At 69.6% G+C, this 22008-nt stretch carries 22 protein-coding genes and 1 pseudogene; 11 read left to right on the forward strand and 12 right to left on the reverse strand.

Annotation, left to right across the window (positions count from 1 at the left end):
* Positions 1-15 precede the first annotated feature (15 nt).
* Positions 16-288: a 30S ribosomal protein S20 gene (gene rpsT, locus HWX09_RS21325; protein ID WP_011352994.1), complete on the reverse strand. Its 273-nt coding sequence runs from the start codon at positions 286-288 to the stop codon at positions 16-18.
* Between the two features lie 302 nt (positions 289-590).
* Here rpsT and murJ point away from each other — a divergent pair, with 302 nt between their 5' ends.
* Together murJ and HWX09_RS21335 are read left to right on the forward strand one after the other, a co-directional pair.
* On the forward strand, positions 591-2141 hold the full coding sequence (murJ, locus tag HWX09_RS21330; RefSeq protein ID WP_027785239.1) for a murein biosynthesis integral membrane protein MurJ: 1551 nt from the start codon (positions 591-593) through the stop codon (positions 2139-2141).
* 8 nt (positions 2142-2149) lie between these two features.
* On the forward strand, positions 2150-2992 hold the full coding sequence (locus HWX09_RS21335) for a SirB1 family protein (protein WP_027785238.1): 843 nt from the start codon (positions 2150-2152) through the stop codon (positions 2990-2992).
* A gap of 76 nt (positions 2993-3068) precedes the next feature.
* Here HWX09_RS21335 and HWX09_RS21340 read toward each other — a convergent pair.
* From HWX09_RS21340 to lpxK, 5 genes and pseudogenes are all read right to left on the reverse strand, one after another.
* A pseudogene (locus HWX09_RS21340) lies at positions 3069-3257 on the reverse strand (3-hydroxyacyl-CoA dehydrogenase); the annotation flags it as partial.
* 79 nt (positions 3258-3336) lie between these two features.
* The gene (gene adk, locus HWX09_RS21345) at positions 3337-3999 is read right to left on the reverse strand and encodes an adenylate kinase (protein ID WP_027785236.1); all 663 of its coding nucleotides are present in this window, start codon (positions 3997-3999) and stop codon (positions 3337-3339) included.
* 208 nt (positions 4000-4207) lie between these two features.
* Positions 4208-4999: a 3-deoxy-manno-octulosonate cytidylyltransferase gene (gene kdsB, locus HWX09_RS21350; RefSeq protein ID WP_027785235.1), complete on the reverse strand. Its 792-nt coding sequence runs from the start codon at positions 4997-4999 to the stop codon at positions 4208-4210.
* 124 nt (positions 5000-5123) lie between these two features.
* Positions 5124-5318 (reverse strand): Trm112 family protein, encoded by a 195-nt coding sequence (locus tag HWX09_RS21355; RefSeq protein WP_006482216.1) that lies wholly within the window; start codon positions 5316-5318, stop codon positions 5124-5126.
* Complete coding sequence (lpxK, locus tag HWX09_RS21360; protein WP_027785234.1) at positions 5299-6327, reverse strand: tetraacyldisaccharide 4'-kinase; 1029 nt, start codon at positions 6325-6327, stop codon at positions 5299-5301. The genes HWX09_RS21355 and lpxK overlap by 20 nt, the downstream gene beginning before the upstream one ends.
* A 450-nt stretch (positions 6328-6777) precedes the next feature.
* Between lpxK and xseA the strand changes: the two genes are divergently transcribed.
* Complete coding sequence (xseA, locus tag HWX09_RS21365; RefSeq protein ID WP_027785233.1) at positions 6778-8160, forward strand: exodeoxyribonuclease VII large subunit; 1383 nt, start codon at positions 6778-6780, stop codon at positions 8158-8160.
* 230 nt (positions 8161-8390) lie between these two features.
* Complete coding sequence (gene sodB / locus HWX09_RS21370; protein WP_027785232.1) at positions 8391-8969, forward strand: superoxide dismutase [Fe]; 579 nt, start codon at positions 8391-8393, stop codon at positions 8967-8969.
* 104 nt (positions 8970-9073) lie between these two features.
* Here sodB and chrA read toward each other — a convergent pair whose 3' ends face one another.
* Together chrA and HWX09_RS21380 are read right to left on the reverse strand one after the other, a co-directional pair.
* Positions 9074-10285 carry a chromate efflux transporter gene (chrA, locus tag HWX09_RS21375; RefSeq protein ID WP_027785231.1) on the reverse strand — a complete coding sequence of 404 codons (1212 nt, stop codon included), beginning with the start codon at positions 10283-10285 and terminating at the stop codon, positions 9074-9076.
* Positions 10286-10393: 108 nt separating this feature from the next.
* Complete coding sequence (locus tag HWX09_RS21380) at positions 10394-11101, reverse strand: Crp/Fnr family transcriptional regulator (RefSeq protein WP_027785230.1); 708 nt, start codon at positions 11099-11101, stop codon at positions 10394-10396.
* An 81-nt stretch (positions 11102-11182) separates the two neighbouring features.
* On the opposite strand from HWX09_RS21380, the gene HWX09_RS21385 reads away from it, so the two are divergent.
* The 3 genes from HWX09_RS21385 (at position 11183) to HWX09_RS21395 (ending at position 13463) form a co-directional block, all read left to right on the forward strand.
* Positions 11183-11707 (forward strand): Mpo1-like protein, encoded by a 525-nt coding sequence (locus HWX09_RS21385; RefSeq protein ID WP_027785229.1) that lies wholly within the window; start codon positions 11183-11185, stop codon positions 11705-11707.
* Positions 11700-12755: a 2-dehydropantoate 2-reductase gene (locus HWX09_RS21390; protein ID WP_027785228.1), complete on the forward strand. Its 1056-nt coding sequence runs from the start codon at positions 11700-11702 to the stop codon at positions 12753-12755. The genes HWX09_RS21385 and HWX09_RS21390 overlap by 8 nt, the downstream gene beginning before the upstream one ends.
* A 102-nt stretch (positions 12756-12857) precedes the next feature.
* On the forward strand, positions 12858-13463 hold the full coding sequence (locus HWX09_RS21395; RefSeq protein ID WP_027785227.1) for a methyltransferase domain-containing protein: 606 nt from the start codon (positions 12858-12860) through the stop codon (positions 13461-13463).
* Between the two features lie 19 nt (positions 13464-13482).
* Here HWX09_RS21395 and HWX09_RS21400 read toward each other — a convergent pair whose 3' ends face one another.
* Together HWX09_RS21400 and mdtD are read right to left on the reverse strand one after the other, a co-directional pair.
* A complete protein-coding gene (locus tag HWX09_RS21400; RefSeq protein WP_027785226.1) occupies positions 13483-14757 on the reverse strand; it encodes an EAL domain-containing protein in 1275 nt (424 codons plus the stop codon).
* A 168-nt stretch (positions 14758-14925) separates the two neighbouring features.
* Positions 14926-16362: a multidrug transporter subunit MdtD gene (gene mdtD, locus HWX09_RS21405; protein ID WP_011694373.1), complete on the reverse strand. Its 1437-nt coding sequence runs from the start codon at positions 16360-16362 to the stop codon at positions 14926-14928.
* A 237-nt stretch (positions 16363-16599) separates the two neighbouring features.
* On the opposite strand from mdtD, the gene HWX09_RS21410 reads away from it, so the two are divergent.
* A complete protein-coding gene (locus HWX09_RS21410; protein ID WP_027785225.1) occupies positions 16600-16923 on the forward strand; it encodes a DUF2917 domain-containing protein in 324 nt (107 codons plus the stop codon).
* Here the strand turns inward: HWX09_RS21410 and HWX09_RS21415 are convergent.
* A complete protein-coding gene (locus HWX09_RS21415) occupies positions 16896-18128 on the reverse strand; it encodes a citrate/2-methylcitrate synthase (RefSeq protein ID WP_027785224.1) in 1233 nt (410 codons plus the stop codon). The genes HWX09_RS21410 and HWX09_RS21415 overlap by 28 nt on opposite strands.
* Before the next feature lie 140 nt (positions 18129-18268).
* Between HWX09_RS21415 and HWX09_RS21420 the strand changes: the two genes are divergently transcribed.
* The gene (locus HWX09_RS21420) at positions 18269-19660 is read left to right on the forward strand and encodes a CoA transferase (RefSeq protein ID WP_027785223.1); all 1392 of its coding nucleotides are present in this window, start codon (positions 18269-18271) and stop codon (positions 19658-19660) included.
* Positions 19661-19682: 22 nt separating this feature from the next.
* Here the strand turns inward: HWX09_RS21420 and HWX09_RS21425 are convergent, their stop codons facing one another.
* Positions 19683-20429: a GntR family transcriptional regulator gene (locus tag HWX09_RS21425; RefSeq protein WP_006489667.1), complete on the reverse strand. Its 747-nt coding sequence runs from the start codon at positions 20427-20429 to the stop codon at positions 19683-19685.
* A gap of 166 nt (positions 20430-20595) precedes the next feature.
* Between HWX09_RS21425 and HWX09_RS21430 the strand changes: the two genes are divergently transcribed.
* A complete protein-coding gene (locus HWX09_RS21430) occupies positions 20596-21441 on the forward strand; it encodes an aldo/keto reductase (RefSeq protein ID WP_027785222.1) in 846 nt (281 codons plus the stop codon).
* Between the two features lie 60 nt (positions 21442-21501).
* A partial coding sequence (locus HWX09_RS33865) for a hypothetical protein (RefSeq protein WP_175888593.1) occupies positions 21502-22008 on the forward strand: 507 nt, incomplete at its 3' end.

Consider the following 22008-nt stretch of genomic DNA (forward strand, 5'->3'; position numbering starts at 1 on the left):
GCGGGCGCACCAGATTTACGCTGCTGCCTGCAGGCCCTTGACGGCTGCGGCCAGGCGGCTCTTGCTGCGAGCGGCCTTGTTCTTGTGAACGATCTTCTTGTCGGCGATCGTGTCGATCGTCTTCACGGCAGCCTTGAACAGATCGGCAGCCTTGGCTTGGTCGCCGGCGTCGACAGCCTTGCGAACAGCCTTGATCGCGGTACGGAATTTCGAGCGCAGCGCCGAGTTGTGCGAATTTGCCTTCGCGGCTTGGCGGGCGCGCTTGCGTGCTTGTGCGGAGTTAGCCATGACGGTTCCTTATCCTGTCCTGTTTCCAGAGCTTGGAGCCTAGACGGCCAAGCGCTGCTTTTCGATCCGTCCCCTGAGAGCGATTGCCCAGGGGCGCATAAAAAACGGTGATTTTACCGGAGCCGACACATGGAAACGTCAGGCGCAACGCATGTGGCAAGCCCAGAAACGGCGGATTATAGCAACAAAATCAAGCGCGTGGCAAGTTTGGCGTCATCATGGCATGCCGGGCCGGTGCGGCGGGTGCGCTTTTCGGCATCCGGCCATGCCGGGTCGCGCAACGTCCGTATAATAAGCGCCCCATGAATCTATTCCGAGCCCTGCTGACGGTCAGCGGCTTCACGCTGCTGTCGCGCGTGACCGGACTGGCCCGCGAGACGCTGATCGCCCGTGCGTTCGGCGCCAGTCAATACACCGACGCGTTCTACGTCGCCTTCCGTATCCCGAACCTGCTGCGCCGCCTGTCCGCCGAAGGCGCGTTCTCGCAGGCGTTCGTGCCGATCCTCGCCGAGTTCAAGAACCAGCAGGGGCACGATGCGACGAAGGCGCTCGTCGACGCGATGTCCACCGTGCTCGCGTGGGCGCTGGCCGTGCTGTCGGTCATCGGCATCGCCGGCGCGTCGTGGGTCGTGTTCGCGGTCGCCTCCGGCCTGCACAGCGACGGCCAGGCGTTCCCGCTCGCGGTCACGATGACGCGGATCATGTTCCCGTACATCGTGTTCATTTCGCTGACCACGCTCGCCTCGGGCGTGCTGAACACGTACAAGAGCTTCTCGCTGCCCGCGTTCGCGCCGGTGCTGCTCAACGTCGCGTTCATCGGCGCGGCCGTGTTCGTCGCGCCGCACCTGAAGGTGCCGGTCTACGCGCTCGCGTGGGCCGTCATCGTCGGCGGCGTGCTGCAGTTTCTCGTGCAGCTGCCGGGCCTGAAGAAGATCGACATGGTGCCGCTGATCGGCCTCAACCCGCTGCGCGCGCTGCGTCATCCGGGCGTGAAGCGCGTGCTCGCGAAGATGGTGCCCGCGACGTTCGCGGTGTCCGTCGCGCAATTGTCGCTGATCATCAACACCAACATCGCGTCGCGGCTCGGGCAGGGCGCCGTGTCGTGGATCAATTACGCCGACCGCCTGATGGAATTCCCGACGGCGCTGCTCGGCGTCGCGCTCGGCACGATCCTGCTGCCGAGCCTGTCGAAGGCGCACGTCGACGCCGATTCGCACGAATATTCGGCGCTGCTCGACTGGGGGCTGCGCGTCACGTTCCTGCTCGCGGCGCCGAGCGCGCTCGCGCTGTTTTTCTTCGCGACGCCGCTCACCGCGACGCTGTTCAACTACGGCAAGTTCGACGCGCATACCGTCACGATGGTCGCGCGCGCGCTCGCCACCTACGGGATCGGCCTCGTCGGCATCATCCTGATCAAGATCCTCGCGCCGGGCTTCTATGCGAAGCAGGACATCAAGACGCCCGTGAAGATCGCGATCGGCGTGCTGATCGTCACGCAGCTCTCGAACTACGTGTTCGTGCCGCTGATCGGCCACGCGGGCCTTACGCTGAGCATCGGCGTCGGTGCGTGCCTGAACTCGCTGCTGCTGTTCCTCGGGCTGCGCAAGCGCGGCATTTACCAGCCTTCGCCGGGCTGGCTGCGCTTCTTCGTGCAGCTCGTCGGCGCGGCGCTCGTGCTCGCGGGCCTGATGCACTGGTGCGCGATCAGTTTCGACTGGACCGGGATGCGCGCGCAGCCGCTCGATCGCATTGCGCTGATGGCTGCGTGCCTCGTGCTGTTTGCTGCACTATATTTCGGTATGTTGTGGGTGATGGGCTTCAAATACGCTTACTTCAGAAGGCGCGCCAAGTGACGACCGCAATGACCCGCGTCCTCGACTACTTCAGCACGCTCGTGGCGGACGACGACAGTCTGCCCGTCACGGAAGCGGCGCTGTCGCTGGCGCAGGACGCGTATCCCGACCTCGACCTGCAGGGCACGCTGGCCGAACTCGACATGCTGGCGGCGCGGCTGCGCCGGCGGCTCGCCGACGATACGGACCTCAAGGGCCGTGTCGCCGCGCTGAACGACTTCTTCTTCCGCGAGCTCGGTTTCGCGTGCAATCACAACGATTACTACGACCCCGATAACAGCCACCTGAACGCCGTGCTGAAACGGCGGCGCGGGATCCCGATCTCGCTGTCGGTGCTGTACCTGGAGCTCGCCGAGCAGATCGGCGTGCCGGCGCGCGGCGTCTCGTTCCCCGGCCATTTCCTGCTGCGCGTGACGCTGCCGGACGGCGACCTGATCATCGATCCGACCAACGGCCATTCGCTGTCCGAAGCCGAGATGGTCGAGATGCTCGAGCCGTACGTCGCGCGTGCGGCCGGTGCGGTCGACAGCGCGTTGCGCGCGCTGCTGCAGCCCGCGACGAGCCGCGAGATCATCGCGCGGATGCTGCGCAACCTGAAGACGGTCTATCTGCAGACGGAACGCTGGCAGCGGCTGCTCGCGGTGCAGCAGCGGCTCGTGATCCTGTTGCCCGAGCAGCTCGACGAAGTGCGCGACCGCGGCTTCGCGTATGCGCGGCTCGACTACCTGCGTCCCGCGCTCGAGGATCTCGAGCAGTATCTCGGCGAGCGGCCGGAGGCGGAAGACGCGACCGTCGTCGAGTCGCAGGTCAGCGAATTGCGGCAGCGGATGCAGCGCGACGGCGAGGATTGAGTCGCCCGCGCGCCGGTGCCGGTACACGGAAAGAACGCACGCCCGCATCGCGGGCGTTTTTCTTGCGCGCGTGCCGTTACTTCGACTGCATCCGGACCGCGCCGTCGAGCATCGGATTCTCGACGATCTGGCGCACCCGCATCGCGTATTCGGCCGGCTTGCCGAGCCGCGGCGGGAACGGCACCATCGCGCCGAGCGCGTCCGGGAGCACGCCGAGCAGCATCAGCGTCTCGAACAGGCCGGGCGCGACCGTCATCACGCGGACACGCGCACGGCCGTGCCAATCGCAGCAGGCGAAAAAAAACCGCCCGGAGCGGGCGGCTTGCGGGGGCGCGACGTGCTGCTTACTTCAGTGCGCCAAACGCGCGCTCGCGGATTTCGTCGACGCTGCCGAGGCCCGAGATCTTGCGATACTGCGGCGCCTTCAGGCCGTTTTCCTCGCCGCGCTGCGCCCAGTCGCCGTAGTACGTGATCAGGGGCTTGGTCTGCGCTTCGTACACCTCGAGACGCTTTTTGACGGTTTCTTCCTTGTCGTCGTCGCGCTGGATCAGCGGTTCGCCCGTCACGTCGTCGTGGCCTTCGACCTTCGGCGGGTTGAACTTGACGTGGTACGTGCGCCCCGATGCCGGGTGCGTGCGGCGGCCGCTCATGCGTTCGATGATTTCCGAGAACGGGACGTCGATCTCGAGCACGTAGTCGATCGCGACGCCGGCTTCCTTCATCGCGTCAGCCTGCGCGATCGTGCGCGGGAAGCCGTCGAACAGATAGCCGTTCGCGCAATCGGATTCCTTCAGGCGTTCCTTGACGAGGCCGATGATCAGCGCATCCGGCACGAGCTTGCCGGCGTCCATGTAGCCCTTCGCCTCGACGCCGAGCGGCGTGCCGGCCTTCACGGCCGCGCGCAGCATGTCGCCCGTCGAGATTTGCGGGATGCCGAATTTTTCCTTGATGAAGTTTGCCTGGGTGCCCTTTCCCGCGCCGGGCGCGCCCAACAGGATCAAACGCATGGTGATATCTCCAAGTATGTAGATTCGTGAGGCGAGACATAAAGGCGTCGGCGACGGCGGGCGCGGGGCTTGCCCGGCGCGAGGCGGACCGGTCTGATGCGGCGCGTCGGCCAGGGCGACGCGCGGCTGCCGGCAGGGCCACGGGTGGGGTCAAGCGAGGACGCGCTGGTCGCGGACGGCTCGCACAATCGCCTGATTATGCCACGGGTTATTTTGAGCCCGGCTGAAAAAGGGCCTGCACGCGCGCGAGATCGGCCGGCGTGTCGATGCCGGCTTCGGGCGCGGACTCGGTGATCAGCACCGCGATGCGCTCGCCGTGCCACAGCGCGCGCAGCTGTTCGAGCTGCTCGGCCTGTTCGATCGGCGCCTGCGCGAGCGACGGATAGGTGCGCAGGAAACGCGCGCGATACGCATAGAGGCCGATGTGCCGGTAGACCGGGAAAGCCGGTGCAGGCATGGTCGCGACGTCCGGCCAGTGCGGCTGGTACGCGTCGCGGCTCCACGGAATCGGCGCGCGCGAGAAGTACAGCGCGACGCTCTGCGCGTCGAGCGCGACCTTCACGACGTTCGGGTTGAACACGTCGGCCGCATCGTGGATCGGGTGAGCCGCGGTCGCGATCGCGCACGCCGGATGCGCGGCCAGGTGCGACGCTACGTCGCGCACGAGCACGGGGTCGATCAGCGGCTCGTCGCCCTGTACGTTGACGACGACGGTGTCGTCGCGCCAGCCGAAGGCCGCCGCGACTTCCGCGAGCCGGTCGGTGCCGGACGGATGATCGGCGCGGGTGAGCACCGCTTCGAAGCCGTGATCGCGCGCCGCGTCGAGCACGCTCTGCGCGTCGGAGGCGACGAGCACCTGCTGCGCGCCCGCCTCGCGCGCGCGCTCGGCGACACGCACGACCATCGGCTTGCCGCCGAGATCGGCGAGCGGCTTGTTCGGGAGCCGCGTCGACGCGAGCCGGGCGGGAATGACGGCGATGAAGGGTGGCGGGTGAGTCATCGGGGAGTGCTGGGAAGGACGGGGCGGGCGACGCCGGAAGCCGGTCGCCCGGCGGAGTGCGGCGACCCGGCCGGGGCCGGGCCGTCGGTGTCGAATCGGTGCGCCGGGCGAGCGGCGCGGCGGTTCAGCGGCCGGCCGGGTCGACCGGCGTGCCTTCGACGGTCTGGCGCGCTTCGTCGACGAGCATCACGGGGATGCCGTCGCGGATCGGGTAGGCGAGCTTGTCCGCGTTGCAGATCAGCTCCTGCGCGGCACGGTCGTAGTGGAGCGGGCCTTTGCAGATAGGGCACACAATGATTTCAAGCAGGCGAGCGTCCACGGAGTTTCTCCACAACGAGGGCAATGAGGCGAGGGTCGAGCGCGGCTTCGACGGGGACAACCCACAGTCGGGCGTCGCGCCAGGAAGCGCCCAATTTTACTGCATCCTTCTCGGTGATCAGGATCGCATCGACGGCATCGTCGACGAACGGATTGTCGGCGAACGCGTAATGGTCGGGCAGCGCGCGGGTCGCCGGCGCGAGGCCGGCCGCGCGCAGCGTCGCGAAGAAGCGTTCCGGCGCGCCGATGCCGGCCGCGGCGAGCACACGTTCGTTCGCGAATTGCGACAGCGGGCGGCGCAGCGCGGGCTGATCGAGATGCCACGCGGCGCCCGGCGTCAGCGCGAGCGCATAGGTGTCGGGCCACGGCGGCAGCGCGCCGCTGTACGGATCGTTGACGAGCGTGGCGTCGCGGTGCCGCGACAGCGGCTCGCGCAGCGGGCCGGCCGGCAGCAGGAAGCCGTTGCCGCCGAGCCGGTGGTCGAATACGACGAGTTCGACGGTACGCGCGAGACGGTAATGCTGCAGGCCGTCGTCGCTGACGATCACGTCGACGTCCGGATGGGCGGCGCGTAGCGCCTGCGCGGTCGCGACGCGGTCCGGGCACACCCACACGGGCGCGCCGGTGCGGCGCGCGATCAGCAGCGGTTCGTCGCCGGCCGCGTCCGCCCGCGACGCCGGCGTGACGGCGGTCGGCGCCTTCACGTTCGCGCCATAGCCGCGCGACACGACGCCGGGCGTGAAGCCGGCCGCGCGCAGCGCGTCGACGAGCGCGATCACGGTCGGCGTCTTGCCGGTGCCGCCCACGGTCACGTTGCCGACCACGACCACCGGCACGCCGACGTCGACCGGCTGCTTCCAGCCTTGCGCGTAAGCGGTGCGGCGCAGCGCCGCGCACAGGCCGAACACGCATGCGAACGGCGTGAGCGCCCACGCGAGCGCGCCGCGCCGCTGCCATTCGCGTGTCAGGCGCGCTTCGAGTCGCGCGAGCGGGCCGCCGGGCGCGCTCATCGGGCCGGGCGCGGCGCGTGGTGCGCCGCGGCGAGGGACGGATTCGTCAAGGCGGATTCTCCGTTGGGCGGCGCATGCCGCAGGGTCCGTGGAAGGCGGCACTCTAGCGCGCCGCACGCCGGCGCGGCAAGCGCGACCGGCCGCCGCCGCTCGCGGGGCCGGATCGGGGCGGCCTGTGGATAACTCTGTGAAAAACTCCCCGGTCGATTGCCTCAAACGCCCGCCCGGCGGGCATCGAATCGGATGAGAATCGTTTCGAAAGGTTTAAAAAATTATAAAAATCAATGCGTTACGGAGAATTGTCTGGTGTTTTTTGCGGTTTCGGACCGTTTTACGCGGACGAATGTCAGCATGTGGACACCTTTGCGTGCGCGGCGGCGAATGCGGCGGCGCTGGACGCGGCTCGCGTGTCGGACTATCGTGACGCCGCCAGCATTCATCCGACCGCCCATGCTTTCCGATTCCCCTTTTTCCGCACCCGGCGCCACGCGCGGCGGCGACGAAGTGATTCCCGTTTCGGCGCTCAATCGTGCGATTTCGACGATGCTCGAGCGTTCGTTCCCGCTGCTGTGGATTTCCGGCGAAGTGTCGAATTTCACGCGCGCCGCGAGCGGCCACTGGTATTTCTCGATCAAGGACCAGCAGGCGCAGATGCGCTGCGTGATGTTCCGCGGTCGCGCGCAATACGCCGAATTCACGCCGCGCGAAGGCGACCGCATCGAGGTGCGCGCGGTCGTCACGATGTACGAGCCGCGCGGCGAAGTGCAGCTCAACGTCGAAGCCGTGCGGCGCACCGGGCAGGGGCGCCTGTACGAGGCGTTCCTGCGGCTGAAGGCGCAGCTCGAAGGCGAGGGCCTGTTCGCCGCCGAGCGCAAGCGGCCGTTGCCGGCCCACCCGCGCGCGATCGGCATCGTCACGTCGCTGCAGGCCGCCGCGCTGCGCGACGTGCTGACCACGCTCGCCCGGCGCGCGCCGCACATTCCCGTGATCGTCTATCCGGCCCCCGTGCAGGGCGCCGGTTCCGCCGAAAAGCTCGTCGCGGCCGTCGCGACCGCAAATGCGCGGCGCGAGGTCGACGTGCTGCTGGTCTGTCGCGGCGGCGGCTCGATCGAGGATTTGTGGTCGTTCAACGACGAGGCGCTGGCGCGCGCGATCGCGGCGAGCGAACTGCCGGTCGTCAGCGGCGTCGGGCACGAAACCGACTTCACGATCGCGGATTTCGCGGCCGACCTGCGCGCGCCGACGCCGACGGGCGCGGCCGAACTCGCGAGCCCGCAGCGCGCGCTGCTGCTGCGCGAGGTCGACGACCGCCAGCGGGCGCTCGCGCGCTGCATGGCGCGCCGGCTCGAACAGCGTGCGCAGCAGCTCGACTGGCTCGCACGCCGGCTCGTGAGCCCGACCGAGCGGCTGCAGCGGCAGCGCACGCACGTCGAGCAGCTCGCGGTGCGGCTGGCGTCGGCGGCGTCGCGGCCGGTGCGCGATGCACGAGCCCGTTTCGCGCTCGCGCAGCTGCGCTGGCAGCGCGCGCGGCCCGATCCGTCACAGGCGCGCCACGTGCTCGCGGGGCTGTCGCAACGTCTCGCGAGCGCATTGGAGCGCCGTCATGAACGCGACACGGCACGTGTGTCAGCCTGTGCGGCACGGCTCGAGGTGCTGAGCCCGCAGCGCACGCTCGAGCGCGGCTATGCGGCGCTGATCGATGCGCAGACGGGCCGCGCGGTGCGCGCGCCGAACGCGCTGAAGCCGCAGCGGCGCCTGACCGTGCATCTCGCCGAAGGCTCGGCCGACGTGTCGCTCGCCGACGTGCAGCCGCGGCTGACCGATACGATCTGACGTAAGCGGCGCGAGCGACACGCGAGGAACGTCGCCACGCGTGCAGCGCGGCCGGGCACGAATGCTGCGCATCGTCGGGTTCGTCCTGCCGGACGTTGCGCCAGCATCGCTTTTCCGCATACCGCGGATAAATGGCCCGTGAGTTTGCGGGGTTATTCGTCCTCGCCTACAATCGGACGCTCGGCAGCATTCAACACAAGCCCCCCTACATACTCAACGAAGGAATCGCCATGGCTCATACGCTCCCGCCGCTCCCGTACGCCGAAGACGCACTCGCGCCGACCATCTCGGCCGAGACGATCCAGTACCACTACGGCAAGCACCATCAGGCTTATGTGACGAACCTGAACAATCTGATCCCGGGCACGGAATTCGAAAACCTGCCGCTGGAAGAGATCGTGAAGAAGTCGTCGGGCGGCATCTTCAACAACGCCGCGCAAATCTGGAACCACACGTTCTTCTGGAACAGCCTGTCGCCGAACGGCGGCGGCGCACCGACGGGCGCGCTGGGCGATGCGATCAACGCGAAGTGGGGTTCGTACGACGCATTCAAGGAAGCGTTCACGAAGGCCGCGGTCGGCACGTTCGGTTCGGGCTGGGCATGGCTCGTGAAGAAGGCCGACGGTTCGCTCGACATCGTGTCGACGAGCAACGCCGCCACGCCGCTGACGACCGCCGACAAGGCACTGCTGACGATCGACGTGTGGGAACACGCGTACTACATCGACTACCGCAACGCACGTCCGAAGTTCGTCGAAGCGTTCTGGAACATCGTGAACTGGGACTTCGCAGCGAAGAACTTCGCGTAAGTCCGGCGCCTGCGCGCCGCCACGGCGCGCGCGGCATCGAAAAAAGCCCTCGTTTCCGAGGGCTTTTTGTTTTTGCGCGGCCCGAACGTGCCGCGTTCGCCGGTTCAGCCCACCATGCCGAACAGCCAGCCGAGCGCCGCGCTCGCGATCACGACTGCCCACGGCGGCACGCGCCAGAACACCAGCGCGACGAAGGCGACCAGTGCGGCGGCCAGGTCGCGCGGCGCGACGATCGTGTCGGTCCAGACCGGGTGATAGAGCGCGGCGAGCAGCAGCCCGACGACGGCCGCATTCACGCCGGCGAGCGCGGCCTGCATCCGCGTGCTGCGGCGCAGGCGTTCCCAGAACGGTGCGGTGCCGGCGATGAGCAGGAACGACGGCGCGAAGATCGACACGAGTGCGATCGTGCCGCCGAGCCAGCCGTTCGGCGCATCGCGCAGCGACGCTCCGAGGAAGGCGGAGAACGTGAACAGCGGCCCCGGTACGGCCTGCGCGACCCCATACCCGGCGAGAAACGCCGAATCGCCGACCCAGCCGGGTGCGACCACCGCCGCCTGCAGCAGCGGCAGCACCACATGGCCGCCGCCGAACACGAGCGCACCGGTGCGGAAGAACGCATCGACGACGGCGAGCGTATCGGAGCGCAGTGCGTGGGCCGCGAACGGCACGGCGACGAGCAGCGCCGCGAACACCGCGAGCCACAGCACGCCTGCCCGCGGCGACACGTGCAGCGGCAACGGTTCATGCGCGTCGCGCGCCGGTTGCGGCAGCAGCACGAGACCGGCCGCTGCGGCCACGACGATCACCGCGACCTGCGTCCAGGCGGCCGGCGCGAGCAGCGCGACGCACGCGGCCGCGGCCATCAGCGTGACGCGCCGCGCATCCGGGCACAGCGTGCGCGCCATGCCCCACACGGCCTGCGCGATCACCGCGACCGACACGATGCGCAGCCCGTGCAGTGCGCCGGCTTCGATCGGCGCGCCCGTAGCATGCACGCCGAGTGCGAACAGCATCATCAGCAGCGCCGACGGCAGCGTGAAACCGAGCCACGCGGCGAACATGCCGGCATAGCCGGCACGCGCGAGACCGATCGCCATCCCGACCTGGCTGCTCGCCGGCCCCGGCAGGAACTGGCACAGCCCGACGAGATCCGCATAAGTGCGCTCGGTGAGCCAGCCGCGCCGCGTGACGAATTCCGCGCGAAAGTAGCCGAGATGCGCGACCGGCCCCCCGAACGACGTCAGGCCGAGCCGCAGGAACGCGATGAATACGGGCCACGGGTGACGGGCGGGGGCGGGGAGGGTCGACGTGTTCAAGGGGCGGTGCGCGCGACGGATGGAACGAGCCGCCACGATAGCGCATCGCGGCGGCTGCGGGCAGCGCGTCGCGGTGGATAAAGACCGATAGCGGCCGTTATGCGGCGTTCAGTGCGTGCCGTCGCCGAGCCCGCTCGCGCGGCGCAACGCGTCGATGTCCACGAGTTCGATCTCGCCGACGTGCAGCCGCACGACGCCGTCGGCCTGCAGCGCCTTCAGCAACTGGTTGGTGGTCTGCCGCGTCAGCGACAGCATCGACGCGAGCGTTTCCTGCGACAGCCGGACGTGCGTGCGCCCGGCGCTGATGCCGCCGTAGCCTTCGGCGATCATCAGCAGTCGCGCGGCGAGCCGCTGCGCGGCCGGCATCACGCTCATCGACTCGACGGTCAGGAAGCTCAGGCGCAGCTTTTGCGCCATCAGCAGCGCGAACTGCCGCCAGTATTGCGGCGTCGTATCGAGGATCGCGAGCAGCGCGGCCTGCGGTACGTGCAGCAGCAGCGCGTCGTCGAGTGCAATGGCGTCGTGCGTGCGCGGCTGGCCGTCGAACAACGCGATCTCGCCGAACCACGTGACGGGTTCGGCCACCGTCAGCAGCGCTTCCTTGCCCTGCGGATCGACCGCACCTATCGTGAGTGAACCGGCCAGTACCGCGTACAGCCCGCACGGCGGGTCGCCGCGCCGGAACAGCGCGTGGCCGGACGGCAGACGGCGCAGCGTCGCGCGGGCGATCAGCTCCGCGCGCAGCGCGGGCGGCAGCGCGGCGAACCACGGGTTCGCTTCGATCTGCGGCAGGTACGGGGCGAGCGAGGAAGGCATGGGCACGCGATGTCGGGTAGCTGACAGAGGTTCTCGGGCGTGACGCGCATCATAGCGCTCAATAACCGATCAGGAGACGCGATGAAGACCCTCGAAGACCATCTTTCCCAGTATGCGGCCTACCATCGCGACGCGCGCAACATCGCGACGCATCTGGTCGGCATCCCGATGATCGTGTTCGCGGTCGAGGTGTTGCTGTCGCGGCCGGCGATCGGGGCGCTGGCCGGCATCGCGTTGTCGCCGGCGCTGCTGCTCGTCGTCGTGTCCGCGGTGTTCTACCTGCGTCTCGACCTGCGGTTCGGGATCGTGATGGCCGTGCTGCTCGCGCTCGGCCTGTGGGCCGCGCAGTCGCTGGCGCGGCTGCCGACCGCGCAGTGGCTCGCGATCGGCGTCGGCGCGTTCGTCGTCGGCTGGATCGTGCAGTTCGTCGGGCACTGGTTCGAAGGCCGCAAGCCCGCGTTCGTCGACGATCTGGTCGGCCTGATCGTCGGGCCGCTGTTCGTCGTCGCCGAGGTCGCGTTCTTCGCGGGGCTGCGCAGCGACGTGCGCCGCGAAGTCGAGCGGCGCGCGGGCCCCGTGCATGGGGGCCCGCATTCGCATGTCTGACGGGCCGGCCGGGCCGGTCTGCGTGTTCGGCGCGGGGGCGCTCGGCTGCTATCTCGGCGGCCGCCTCGCGGCGGGCGGCGCGGATGTGACGCTCGTCGGCCGCGCGCGGATCGGCGACGCGATTCATCGGCACGGGCTCACGCTGACCGATCGGCGCGGCTATCGCGCGGCGCTCGCGCCGGCCGATGTCGGATTCGCGACCGATCCGGCCTCGGCGGCCGACGCACGGCTCGTGCTCGTCGCGGTGAAGTCGGGCGCCACGCGCGAGGCCGCCGCGCAGCTGGCCGGCGTGCTGCGGCCCGGCACCATCGTGATCAGCTTCCAGAACGGCCTGCACCATGCCGACACGCTGCGCGACGCGTTGCCGCAAGCAACCGTGCTGGCCGGCATGGTGCCGTTCAACGTGATCGAGCGCGGGCCCGGCGCGTTTCACCAGGGTTCGGCCGGCACGCTCGCGGCCGAGGCGGCGCCGGCGCTGCAGCCGTTCACCGGCATGTTCGCGCGCGCCGGATTGCCGCTCGTGCTGCATCGCGACATGCGCGCCGTACAGTGGGCGAAGCTGCTGCTCAACCTGAACAATCCGATCAATGCGCTCGCGAACCTGCCGCTGCGCGACGAACTCGCCCAACGCACGTACCGGCGCTGCGTCGCATTGGTCCAGCGCGAGGCGCTGCACTGGCTGGCGCGGGCCGCGCTCCGGCCCGCGCGGTTGACGCCGCTGCCGGCCGCGTGGATCCCGGCCGTGCTCGATCTGCCCGATGCGGCTTTTCGGGTGCTCGGCGGCCGGATGCTGGCGATCGATCCGTTGGCGAGATCGTCGATGTCCGACGATCTCGCGGCGGGCCGCGCGACCGAAGTCGACTGGATCAACGGTGAAATCGTGCGGCTGGCCGGGCGCTTCGGTGCGTCGGCGCCGGTCAATGCGCGACTCTGCGTGCTCGTCCACGACGCTGAAAGCGCGGCGGCGCGCCCGGCGTGGCGAGGCGATGCACTGTGGGCCGATCTGTCCGCGCAGGTGCCGCACGCGGGCCACGTGCCGGCCGGGTAGGCTGGGTAGGCCGGCGTCGCACCATCCGCCGTCGCCACGGGCCGTGCGCAACGGCTAAGATGCGGAGTGCGTCATACGACGCGCCTTTGCGGAGCAATCGCCATGGTGGATCGCCCAACTCTCGATGCCTACGATGCGCATGCGGCGCAATTCGCACAGGACTGGCTCGACCAGGCCGCACCCGACGACATGTACGCGCTGCTCGAACAGCATTTCTCGCCGGGGCTGACCGCCGACGTCGGTTGCGGCGCGGGGCGCGACACGGCCTGGCTCGCGTCGCGCGGCTTCGACGTGCGCGGCTACGACGCGAGCGCCGCGCTGCTCGACGAGGCGCGGCGGCGCCATCGGGGTCTGGTTTTCGAGCTGGCCGCGTTGCCGGCGCTGGCCGGCGTACCGTCCGGCGCGTTTCGCAACGTGCTGTGCGAAACGGTCGTCATGCATCTCGAACAGGCGGACGCAGCCGCGGCCGCCGCGCGGCTGGCCGATCTGCTGATGCCGGGCGGCACGTTGTACCTGAGCTGGCGGGTGGCCGGAAACGGCGTGTTGCGCGACGAGCGCGGCCGCCTCTATACGCCGCTCGACTCGGCGCGGATGCATGCGGCGCTGGGCGCCGGCGTGCACGTGATCGACGAACACGAAGTCGTCAGCGCGTCGTCCGGCAAGCGCGTGCACCGGCTGATCGTGCGCAAGGCGGGCGGCGACGCGTGAACGCGGCGCGCTATCGGGTTCAGTCGCGGTTGAGCGCCGCTTCCCAGTTGATGTCGACGCAGAGCACCTGCATGCCCGTCGCGGCAGGTGCGGCGATCGACGCGGTCACGCACAGGTGCGCCTCGTTGATCGACAGGTAGGGCGGCGTCAGATGCACGCCGCCCGGCGCGCGCATCGCGTCGATGAAATACGGGCGGCGTTCCCAGCTCGCGCCCTCGGAATGCAGCAGCGGCCGGAAGCGCTTCGCGCGTTGCGACACGCTGCCGCGCGCGAGCACGTTGTCGCCGATCTGGCGGCCCGACGCGTCGAGCAGGAAGCAGCGCGCGGTCTCGGGCAGCCCGAGCACGGCGGCGGCCGCATCGGTGAGCGATTCGCCCGCGCCGAGCTTGCGGCTCGCTTCCTCCAGCGCGGCGACGTACGGCGCGAGCCGTTCCGCCTGCGTGCGCTCGCGCTGCGCGACGCGCAGCCGCAGCGCGGCCGACAGCGTATCCATGCAGCCCGCGGCGGCCTGCGGCTGCACGGGATCGACGCTCGGCCCCGCAAAGTACTGGCCCTGCACGAAATCGACGTCGCATTCGAGCGCGATCAGTGCGTCGCGTTCGGTCGTGAGCCCGCCCATCAGCACGAGCTGCCCGGATTCGTGCAGCAGCGACACGAGCCCCGGCAGCACGCGTTCGAGATGCGAGTGCTCGCTCGCCTGCGCGAGGATGCCGCGGTCGAGCGTGACGATGTCGGGATGCAGATGCCATACGCGATCGACGTTCGAATGCTTCGCGCCGAACCCGACGAGCGCGATCAGGAAGCCGGCCTTGCGCAGGCCGTCGATGATCGCCGCATAGCGCGGCGTTTCGCCGCCGGCCTGCTCGGGCACCTCGAGCACCACGCGGTGCGGCGGCAGCCCGAGCGCCTTCAGGTTCGCGAGCAGCGCGTCGCCGTAGATTGTGTCCATCAGCGCGGCCGGATGCAGGCTCAGGAAGAGCCATTCGTCGTGGCTGTCGAACGCGTGGAAGTTACCGAGATGCAGCGATTCGGCGAGCCGGCCGAGCTCGAGCAGGTCGCCGCGCCGCGCCGCCTGCGTGAATACCTCGTGCGACGCCACCTGACGGCTTTCCTCGTCGTGCGCGCGCAGCGACGCGTGATAGCCGATCGCGCGCCGGTGCGACACCGAGAAAACGGGCTGGAACACGCTGAACACCGTGTAGCCGCCGTACAGCACGGTGCGCCGGTTCCCGTCGTCGCCGGCGACCGGGCGGGGCGGCTGAAAGCCGGGGGGATCGATTTCGATCATGCTCATGATGTCGGCCGAAGGAAGATTGCCAGTTTACCCACAGAATAGGCCAGCAAGAAGCATGCACGGCGGGGCGCCGCGCGCGGCCGCTCGTCGCGGCCGGCTCGCGCACGCGCGCCGCGCCGCGTTGCACCGCGATGGTGCGCGCGCGCCCGATTCGGCGCGCACCGCGCGTCACGCGCGCTCGGACGGGTCGGTCTTGCGCGCTGTGCTGCGGATCTCGGGCGCGAGCTGCGCGAAGATCCACGCGGACGCGGCCGTGATGATCCCGACGCAGATGAACGTCGCATGGAACGCCGGCAGCGTGTTGCTCGGCGTCACGGTGCGCAGCATGCCGGTGAACGTCGCGAGCAGCGCGCCGGCGACCGTGACGCCGAGGCTCATCGACAGCATCTGCACGAGCGAGAAGAGGCTGTTGCCGCTGCTCGCGCCGCCGGTGCCGAGATCCTTCAGCGTCAGCGTGTTCATCGCGGTGAACTGCATCGAGTTGAAGCCGCCGAACAGCGCGAGATGCACGACCTTCACCCACACCGGCACCGTGTCGCGCATCAGGGCGAAGCTCGCCATCATCACGCCGACCATGATCGTGTTCGCGAGCAGCACCTTGCGGTAGCCGTGCTGCGTGATCAGGCGCGTGATGATCCGCTTCGAGAACATGCCGGCCGCCGCGACCGGCAGCATCATCAGCCCGGCCTCGAACGCCGAATAGCCGAGGCTCACCTGCAGCAGCAGCGGAATCAGGTACGGCATCGCGCCGCTGCCGATCCGCGCGAACAGATTGCCGAGCAGCCCGACGCTGAACGTGTGGATCTTGAACAACTCCAGCGAGAAGATCGGCTGCGGTGCGCGCACCGCGTACAGCCCGTACGCGACGAAGCACGCGAGGCTCAGGATCAGCAGCACCAGCACGGCCGCGTGCTGCATGCCGAGATCGGCGAGCCCGTCGAGCGACAGCGAGATCGCGACCATCCCGATCGTCAGCAGCAGATAGCCCTTCAGGTCGAAGCGGCCGGCGGCCGGGTTGCGCGAATCGGGCATCGAATAGAAGGTCGCGATGCAGCCCGCGACGCCGACCGGCACGTTGATCAGGAAGATCCAGTGCCACGACGCGATCTTCACGAGCCAGCCGCCGAGCGTCGGCCCGATCAGCGGGCCGATCAGGCCCGGAATCGCGACGAACGACAGCGCGGGCAGGTAGCGCTCGGCCGGGAACGTGCGCAGCACCGCGAGCCGTCCGACCGGCAGCAGCATCGCGCCGCCGACGCCCTGCACGACGCGGAACGCGACGAGCTGCGTCAGCGTATGGGCGTTCGCGCACAGCAGCGAGCCGAGCGAGAACACCAGGATCGCGCTGAAGAACACGCGCCGCGTACCGAACGTATCGGCGAGCCAGCCCGACACGGGGATCATCACCGCCATCGTCAGCGAGTACGCGATCACGACCGATTGCATCCGCAGCGGCGATTCGCCGAGGCTCGCGGCCATCGACGGCAGCGCCGTGTTGACGATCGTCGCGTCGAGCGTCTGCATGAAGAAGCCCGTCGCAACGAGCCAGAGCATCACGGTGAGGTTCTTTTCGCCGGGAGCGGCGGCGGGGGGGCGTTGGAACATGACGGCAGGGGCGGTGGCGCGGGACAGCCGACATTGTAGGGAAAGCCGCCGCGCCGTGCAGTTTGGGGCCGGGATGTCATGCGGCCGCGACCTGCCGTTCCGGCCCGACCGCCGGAAGCCTGTCTCCGTCGGGCGGCCGGTACAGTTCAGCCAAAAGTGTCTGCGGCCGTATCTGTCCGTGTGCGGCAGCTATCCGAAATACTGGTGCCATTGAACCCGTGCGACCAGGAGGCCGTCATGCGCGAACTGCGACTTTACGTGATGGACGGCGACGAGCCGGCGGGACGGTGGCGGATCGTCGATCGCACGCTGCTCGAGGTGGCCGAAGGCGACGTGTGGGTGACCGTCGAGGGTCGGCCCGACGATCACTGGCTGGGCGCGGGCGCCTCGCTGACGTTGCTGCCCGGCACGCGCGCGTGGGTCAGCGCCGGGCCGGGCGGCGCGACGTTCGCGTTCGGCCCGCTCGCGGCGCCAGCCGAGCGCTGCACGTCCGCATGGTGGCGCCCGTTCGCCGCGTGGCGCGGCGGCCGGCGTCACGCGGGTGCGTCGCTGCCGACGTAGCGCGCCCGGGGCCGGATCAGCTTGCCGTCCGCATATTGTTCGAGCGCGTGGGCGATCCAGCCGGCCGTGCGGCCGGCCGCGAACAGGGTGAACGCCGCGCCGTCGGGCAGCGCGAGCGTGCGCTCCAGCACCGCGAGCGCGAAATCGATCGTCGGCCGCAGGCCCGTCGCCGCTTCGACGTGTGCGGCGAGCGCGCGCGCCATGTGCAGCGCTGGGCGGTCGGGTACCGCCGCATGCAGCGCATCGAGCAGCGCCCGCGCGCGCGGGTCGCCGTCGGGATACAGCGGGTGCGCGAAGCCGGACAGGGCCGTGCGGGCGCCGTCCGCGCGTTCGTCGTGCGCCAGCCGCAGCGCCAGGTAGCGATCGAGATCGGCGGCGCGGGCCGCTTCGTCGAGCAGCGTGCCGGCGCGGAACGTCTCGCCGCCGTGGCGCGGTCCCGACAGCGCCGCGAGCCCACCCGAGATCGCGCCGAACAGATGGGTGCCGGTCGACGCGATGCAGCGCACCGCGAAGGTCGACGGATTCAGTTCGTGATCGGCGCACAGCACGAGCGCACGCCGCAGCAGGTCGGCTTCGTCGCGCCGCCGCACGCGCCACGCTGCCGCGAGCTGGCGGTGCACGGGCGCGTCGCCCGGCGCGATGCCGGCGAGCGCGGCCGTCGCGATACGCAGCAGCAGCGCCGCGGCATCGAGCTGGGCGTCGCGCCCCTGCGCCCACCGGCGCGGCAGCGACGCGGCCGCGGCCGGCAGCAGCACCAGTGTCCGTTCGAGCGGCGCGAGATGCGCCCAGCGACGCGCCCAGTCGTCCCACTGCGCCGCGTCGAAACCGGTCGATGCGAGCGACGTGGCGGCCAGCCGCGCGGGCGGACAGTCCCATAGCCGCGCGGCCGTTTCCTCGAGTGTCGCGGCGTCGGCCAGCGCGATCGCATCGGCGCCGCGGTAGCGCAGGCGGCCGTCGGCGATCTGCGTGATCCGCGATTCCAGGACCGGCACGCCCCAGTCGAGCGAGCGTTCGGCGACACCGCCCGCGCGTTTCGCGTCGGCGCGGCGGCGCGCGAGCAGGCGCACCTCGTTCGCGTCGTAGCGGCGGCGCTTGGTGGCGCCATCGGGCAGCGAGCGCAGCAGGCCGCGGCTCACGTACGCGTAGAGGGTGCTCACGCTGACGCCGAGCATGCCGGCGGCTTCCTGCGCACTGACGGATGTCATGCCGGTTGCTCCTGTCGCCGCGCATGAAGCGCGGGCCCGCTACAACTATTCGTTATGTATTGATTCGCGCAATCAAGATTGATCGTGCCTGTCGCGAATTCTAGACTCGATTCCGTCTCCTCAACGGCGTCTCCTTCACCATGACACCCGAATTCGCATTGGCGCATCTTTGGCAACTCGCAGACGGCGAGCGCGACGCGCTGGCCCGCACGACCGTGACCGGGCAGGACCCGACGTTGCCGTCGACGTTTCATGTCGGCACGCTTGCCGCCGCGACGATCGCCGCAGCCGGGCTCGCGGCAGCCGAATGCCATCGGCTGCGAACGGGCGTCGCGCAATCGATCGACGTGTCGGTGCGCGACGCGCTCGTGGCGTTCCGCAGCGAACGCTACCTGCGCGTGGACGACGGGCCGCCGCCGGAATTGCGCCATCCGGTGACCGGCTTCTTCGAGACGGGCGAGGGACGCTGGATTCAGTTGCATGCGAATTTCCCGCATCACCTGCGCGGCATTCTCGGCGTGCTCGGCTGCGGCTCGCAGCCCGCCGACGTGGCCGCGGCGATCCGCACGTGGGACGGCGCGGCACTCGATACCGCGCTGGCCGATGCCGGCCTGTGCGCGGCATTGATCAGAACCCCTGACGAATGGGCGGCTCACGAGCAGGCGCGCGCGATCGCGTCGCTGCCGCTGTTCGAGATCGAGCGGATCGGCGACGCGCCGGCCGAGCCGATCGGCCGCGGCGAAGCCGGCCAGCCGCTGGCCGGCGTGCGCGTGCTCGATCTCACGCGCATCATCGCGGGGCCGGTCGCGGGCCGCACGCTGGCGTCGCACGGCGCGCAGACGCTGCTCGTTAATGGTCCACACCTGCCGAACATCGCGCCGCTCGTAATCGACAACGGGCGCGGCAAGCGCTCGACGTGGATCGATCTGCGCGACGCGGCAGGCGTCGATACGCTGCACGCGCTGGTGCGCGACGCGGACGTGTTTCTGCAGTCGTACCGGCCCGGCGCGCTCTCGGCGCGCGGCTTCTCGCCGCAGGCCCTGGCGGCGCGGCGGCCCGGCGTCGTCTACGTGTCGGTGTCGGCGTACGGGCATGCAGGATCGTGGGCGAAGCGGCGCGGTTTCGACAGCCTCGTGCAGTCGGCGAGCGGAATCGCATGGCAGGAGCAGCAGGCCGCGCGGGCGAGCGGGCCGCGCCATCTGCCGTGCCAGGCGCTCGACCATGCGACGGGGTATCTCGCCGCGTTCGGCGCGATGATCGCGCTCGCACGGCGCGCACGCGAAGGGGGAAGCTGGCACGTGCGGATGTCGCTCGCGCAGACGGGGCGCTGGCTGCAGTCGTTCGGCGCCGTGCCGGACGGGCTGCAGGCGCCCGATCTCGCGCTTGCCGACGTGCGGGACAGGATCGACCGCATCGCGTCGCCGTTCGGCGTGCTCGACACCGTGCGGCCGGCCGAACGGTTGTCGGCGACGCCGCCGTCGTTCGCGCGTCCGCCCGTGCCGCTCGGCACCGACGACGCGCGCTGGCTATGAGGGCCGGCGACGCTCGCTCGCGTTACTTGCGCAGTTCGACGACGAAATCGTAGTAGTCGTTGCGGCAGTAGGTATCGGTCAGTTCGATCGCGCGCTGGTCGGACGTATAGCCGATCCGCGTGATCAGCAGGAGTGCGTCGTGCGGGGCGATACCCATCTGCTCGGCGATCTCGTCGGTCGCGTTGACCGCGCGGAAATGCTGCAGCGCGCGCACGATCGGCGTGCCGCGCGCTTCGAGATAGCTGTACAGCGAGCCGACGATCGCCTGGGGATCGGGAATCAGCGTTGCGGGGAACGTCGAATTCTCGACGGCCATCACGATGCCATCGGCGAGCCGCAGACGTTTCAGGCGTGTAACCGATGCGGCCGGCGACAGTCCGAGCTGGATCACTTCATCGCGGTTCGCCGGCTGAATTTCGCGCGCGAGCCACTGCGAGCTCGGTTTGAAGCCGCGGCGCTCGAGCATTTCGCTGAAGCTCGACAGTCGCGACAGCGGATCCTCGTAGCGTGGCTGGATGAAGTTGCCCGCGCCCTGGGTGCGGCGGATCAAGCCTTGCTCGACGAGCAGCGCGATCGCCTTGCGCGCGGTGATGCGCGACACGCCGAGCGCTTCGGACAACACACGCTCGGAAGGCAGCGCTTCGCCGGCCGTCCAGCGGTTGTCGTGGATCGCATCGCCGAGCTTGCGGGCGAGCTGCAGGTAGAGCGGCGTATCGTTGTCGGGGTCGGGGCGCAGGTCCTGCCAGCGGTCGTCCGTGGGTGCCTTCATACAATGGGTATCGATCAGGTTGCGGCCATTCTAAGTCATCATGCCGCGCCGTTATAGCCGGTTTTTGCCGTGCAATAGGCCGGGGGCGCACCGATTGACTACACTGATGCGTCGTATCCGATGCTTCGGCCGCGGTGTGCGGCCACGAATCCGCAACGAGGAACGCATGACAGACACGATCGCCACGGTCGTTTTGCCGAACGGCGAGACGATTCCGAAGCTGGGCTTGGGCACCTGGGAAATGGGCGAGCGGCCGGCGCGGCGCGCGGACGAGATCGCCGCGCTGCGCGAGGGCGTCGAACTCGGGATGACGCTGGTCGATACGGCCGAGATGTATGGCGACGGCGCGACCGAGGAACTGGTCGGCGACGCGCTCGCGGGCCTGCGCGACGACGTGTTTCTCGTCAGCAAGGTCTATCCGCACCATGCGAGCCGGCGCGGCGTCGTCGCCGCGTGCGACGCGAGCTTGAAGCGCCTGCGTACCGATCGCCTCGACCTGTACCTGCTGCACTGGCGCGGATCGGTGCCGCTCGAGGAAACCGTCGAGGGCTTCGACGCGTTGCAACGTGCGGGCAAGATCCGCCACTGGGGCGTGAGCAACTTCGATACGGCCGACATGGCCGAACTCGTCGACGAGGCGGGCGGCGATGCGTGCGCGACCAACCAGATTCTCTACAACATCGCGCGACGCGGTCCGGAATTCGACCTGCTGCCGTGGCTGGCCGAGCACCGGATTCCGGCGATGGCGTACAGCCCGGTCGATCACGGGCGTCTGCCGAAACACTCGCCGCTCGACGAGATCGCGAGGCTGCGCGGCGTGTCGGTGACGCGCGTCGCACTGGCATGGGTGCTCGCGCAGCCGGGTGTATTCGCGATTCCGAAGGCGTCGCGGATCGAACACGTGCGCGACAACCGCGCCGCGCTCGATTTCGTGTTGAGCGATGACGAGCGCGCGCAGCTTGACGCATATTTCCGTCCGCCGCGCAGCAAGCGCGCGCTCGAGATGCTCTGACCGTATTCGGCCGGGCAACGCTTCGGGTCAGTGGTTGCCGCCGGACGATCCGCCGTTGCCGTGACCGCCGCCATTGCCGTTGCCGGCGCCACGGCCGTTGCCGACGCCATTGGCCCCGCCGTTGCCGGCGCCGCCACTGCCATTGCCGTTGCCGTTGCCACCGCCATTGCCGTGGCCGCCGGTGCCATGAGCGCCGCCGCTGCCGCTGCCGCTGCTTCCGCCGCTCCCGCCGCTCCCGCCGCCGTTGCCCGAGCCACCACTGGCGTTGCCGTGGCCTCCACCGCCGGCACCGCCAGCGCCACCGTTGCCGTTGCCACGACCGTTGGCGCCGCCATTGCCGGCTCCGCCACTGCCGTTGCCATTGCCGTTGCCGCCACCATTCCCGTGACCGCCGGTGCCGTGACCGCCGCCGCCGTCGCCGTGACCGCCGGTGCCGCCGTCGCCATGGCCGCTGCCATTGCCGTGACCACCATCGCCGTCGCCATGACCGCCGCTGCCACCGTCGCCATGGCCGCCGCCATTGCCGTGGCCACCACCGCCGTCGCCATGACCGCCGCCGCCACCGTC

Source organism: Burkholderia sp. BCC1208 (assembly GCF_902833095.1).
In the GTDB taxonomy this organism is placed as follows: domain Bacteria; phylum Pseudomonadota; class Gammaproteobacteria; order Burkholderiales; family Burkholderiaceae; genus Burkholderia.

Coding starts and splice junctions, on each gene's coding strand:
- HWX09_RS21410 (WP_027785225.1), top strand. CDS start 16,600: ATGCGCGAACTGCGACTTTACGTGATGGACGGCGACGAGCCGGCGGGA.
- HWX09_RS21395 (WP_027785227.1), top strand. CDS start 12,858: ATGGTGGATCGCCCAACTCTCGATGCCTACGATGCGCATGCGGCGCAA.
- HWX09_RS21390 (WP_027785228.1), top strand. CDS start 11,700: ATGTCTGACGGGCCGGCCGGGCCGGTCTGCGTGTTCGGCGCGGGGGCG.
- rpsT (WP_011352994.1), bottom strand. CDS start 288: ATGGCTAACTCCGCACAAGCACGCAAGCGCGCCCGCCAAGCCGCGAAG.
- HWX09_RS21335 (WP_027785238.1), top strand. CDS start 2,150: ATGACCCGCGTCCTCGACTACTTCAGCACGCTCGTGGCGGACGACGAC.
- lpxK (WP_027785234.1), bottom strand. CDS start 6,327: ATGAGCGCGCCCGGCGGCCCGCTCGCGCGACTCGAAGCGCGCCTGACA.
- HWX09_RS21415 (WP_027785224.1), bottom strand. CDS start 18,128: ATGACATCCGTCAGTGCGCAGGAAGCCGCCGGCATGCTCGGCGTCAGC.
- murJ (WP_027785239.1), top strand. CDS start 591: ATGAATCTATTCCGAGCCCTGCTGACGGTCAGCGGCTTCACGCTGCTG.
- xseA (WP_027785233.1), top strand. CDS start 6,778: ATGCTTTCCGATTCCCCTTTTTCCGCACCCGGCGCCACGCGCGGCGGC.
- kdsB (WP_027785235.1), bottom strand. CDS start 4,999: ATGACTCACCCGCCACCCTTCATCGCCGTCATTCCCGCCCGGCTCGCG.
- HWX09_RS21385 (WP_027785229.1), top strand. CDS start 11,183: ATGAAGACCCTCGAAGACCATCTTTCCCAGTATGCGGCCTACCATCGC.
- HWX09_RS21430 (WP_027785222.1), top strand. CDS start 20,596: ATGACAGACACGATCGCCACGGTCGTTTTGCCGAACGGCGAGACGATT.
- adk (WP_027785236.1), bottom strand. CDS start 3,999: ATGCGTTTGATCCTGTTGGGCGCGCCCGGCGCGGGAAAGGGCACCCAG.
- HWX09_RS21400 (WP_027785226.1), bottom strand. CDS start 14,757: ATGAGCATGATCGAAATCGATCCCCCCGGCTTTCAGCCGCCCCGCCCG.
- sodB (WP_027785232.1), top strand. CDS start 8,391: ATGGCTCATACGCTCCCGCCGCTCCCGTACGCCGAAGACGCACTCGCG.
- HWX09_RS21380 (WP_027785230.1), bottom strand. CDS start 11,101: ATGCCTTCCTCGCTCGCCCCGTACCTGCCGCAGATCGAAGCGAACCCG.
- mdtD (WP_011694373.1), bottom strand. CDS start 16,362: ATGTTCCAACGCCCCCCCGCCGCCGCTCCCGGCGAAAAGAACCTCACC.
- HWX09_RS21425 (WP_006489667.1), bottom strand. CDS start 20,429: ATGAAGGCACCCACGGACGACCGCTGGCAGGACCTGCGCCCCGACCCC.
- HWX09_RS21420 (WP_027785223.1), top strand. CDS start 18,269: ATGACACCCGAATTCGCATTGGCGCATCTTTGGCAACTCGCAGACGGC.